Source organism: Streptomyces boluensis, assembly GCF_009908195.1.
In the GTDB taxonomy this organism is placed as follows: Bacteria; Actinomycetota; Actinomycetes; order Streptomycetales; family Streptomycetaceae; genus Streptomyces; species Streptomyces boluensis.
The window spans coordinates 1-2,507 of the sequence record NZ_JAAAHS010000625.1 but is presented as its reverse complement, the minus strand read 5'-3'; the positions used below and the strand labels follow the sequence as shown (position 1 = coordinate 2,507).

At 71.1% G+C, this 2,507-nt stretch carries 2 protein-coding genes; both read left to right on the top strand.

Features of this window, described 5'->3' with window-relative positions; translation table 11 throughout:
• Nucleotides 1-185 precede the first annotated feature (185 nt).
• Complete coding sequence (locus tag GUY60_RS36750; RefSeq protein ID WP_161705844.1) at nt 186-1,103, top strand: TauD/TfdA dioxygenase family protein; 918 nt, start codon at nt 186-188, stop codon at nt 1,101-1,103.
• A gap of 100 nt (nt 1,104-1,203) precedes the next feature.
• Nucleotides 1,204-2,507, top strand: a 1,304-nt coding sequence (locus tag GUY60_RS36745) for an MFS transporter (protein ID WP_161705843.1), incomplete at its 3' end; no start/stop codon positions are given.

Here is a 2,507-nt window from a genome sequence, read left to right as displayed (position 1 = left end):
CGACCTGAAGGACGCCGCGCAGGCGCACCGCGACATGGAAGCGGGCCGGACCACGGGATCGTCCGTCCTCGTCCTCTGACCGCGACCGGGCCGCACGCCCGCGCCGCACGCACCCGACCTCCGCCCCACCGAGTGCCCCACCGAGTGCCCCACCGTGCCCCACACGCCATCCAGGAGTGAGCACCATGTCTCAGACCGTCCGCCAGCGGAGTGCCGCACCGGCCCTGGTGCGCGCCTCTGTCCGCCGCACCTCCATCAAGGCTGAGCCGCTGACCTGCACCCTCGGCGCCGAGCTCGTCGGCGTGGACCTGGGCGACGCCTCGCGCGACGACGACCTGGCCGCCGAGATCAAGACGCTGCTGCTGCGGTACAAGGTCCTGTTCCTGCGGGACCAGGACCTCACTCGCGCCGAGCACGTGGCGTTCGCCTCTCGCCTCGGCCCCCTCGAGGACCATCCGGTGCTCGGCAGCGACCCCGACCACCCCGGCCTGGTCCGTATCTACAAGGACCTGGACAGCAAGCCCGAGCACTACGAGAACGCCCTCCACTGCGACGCCACGTGGCGCGAATCCCCGCCGATGGGGGCCGTGTTGCGGTGCGTGGAGACCCCCGAGGTGGGCGGCGACACCATCTGGGTCGACATGGCGGAGGCGTACCGGCGGCTGCCCGAGCACGTCAAGGCGCAGATCGAGGGCCTGCACGCGCGGCACAGCATCGAGGCGACCTTCGGGGCGGCGATGCCCGTCGAGCAGCGCCATCAGCTGAAGGCCAAGTACCCGGACCCGGAGCACCCGGTGGTGCGCACCCACCCGGAGACCGGCGAGAAGGTCCTCTTCGTCAACGCGTTCACCACGCACTTCGTCGACTTCCACACGCCGGAGAACGTGCGCTGCGGCCAGGACTACGCGCCGGGAGCCGGAAACCTGCTGACCTATCTGATCAGCCAGGCGGCCATCCCCGAGTACCAGGTGCGCTGGCGCTGGCAGCCGAACAGCGTGGCCATCTGGGACAACCGCTCCACGCAGCACTACGCCGTCCAGGACTACTGGCCCGCCGTCCGCAAGATGGAGCGCGCCGGGATCACCGGCGACCGGCCCTTCTGAACCGGCCTTCCTCAACTGGCCTTTCTCAACCGGCCTTCCTCAACCGGCCTTCCTCAACCGGCCCTTCTGCACCGGATCCTCGACGACAAGGGTGACGCCGATGAAAGTGCACACCGCCGGCGCGGCAGCGCCTGCGACACCTGCCACCGCCGGACCGCCCGTGTCCCGTCGGTACGCGTGGCTGGTCTTCGCCCTGAGCTTCGGGCTGCTGCTCTCCGACTACATGTCGCGGCAGGTACTCAACGCGGTCTTTCCCCTCCTGAAGGCCGAATGGCAGCTGTCCGACGGCCAGTTGGGCTCGCTCAGCGGCATCGTGGCCCTGATGGTCGGCGTGCTCACCTTCCCGCTCTCGCTCCTCGCGGACCGCTGGGGCCGGGTGCGGAGTCTGGTCCTCGCCGCGGCCGTGTGGAGCCTGGCGACCCTGGGCTGCGCCGTCTCCGCGAGCTACGGCCAGATGTTCCTGGGCCGCTTCATGGTCGGCGTGGGCGAGGCGGCGTACGGGAGCGTCGGGATCGCGGTGGTCCTCAGCGTCTTCCCGGTCACGCTGCGGGCCACGCTCTCCGGCGCGTTCATCGCCGGGGGCGCCTTCGGGTCGGTGCTCGGTGTGTCGATCGGCGGCGTGATCGCCCAACACCTGGGCTGGCGTTGGACGTTCGCCGTCATGGGGGTCTTCGGGCTCGTCCTCGCCGCGGTCTACCGCGTCGTGGTCACGGAGAAGCGGCTCGGCCCCGCCGGTCACAGCGGCGGCGGTGACGCGGCCCGCCGACAGGGCATGGTCCGTACCCATCTGCCGCGGCTGTTCTCCTCCGTCTCCGTGCTGTGCGCCTACGTCGGCAGCGGTCTGCAGATGTTCATCGCGATGGCGATGCTCGCGTGGATGCCCAGCTTCCTCGACCGCTACTACGGGATGCCGCCCGCCAAGGCGGGCCTGGCGGCCGGGGTCTTCGCGCTGATCACGGGGATCGGCATGATCGGCGGCGGGTTCGTCACGGACCGGCTCAGCCGGAGGCTCGCCGTGCGGAAGTGGACCGTCGCGATCGTCTGCAGTGCCGGATCGCTCGTACTCCTGATGGCAGGGTTCCAAGTGCCGGCCGGCCCGCTGCAATTGGCCCTGATCGGCGCCGGGACCTTGCTGTGCAACGCAACGGCAGGACCGGCCGCCGCCATGGTGACGGCGCTGACCCCGGCCGCTGTCGCCGCGACCGCCATGGCCACGCTCACGCTGGCCAACAGCCTGATCGGGCTCGCCCCCGGACCCGCGGTGACCGGCTTCCTCGCGGACCGCGTCGGCCTGCTTGACGCGCTGCGCCTGGTCCCCCTCACGGCGCTCGCCGCCGGGGCCGCGTTCGCCCTCAGCAGGCTCCACTACGAGAAGGACCTGCGCCGCCTGGGACTCGCCCCCAC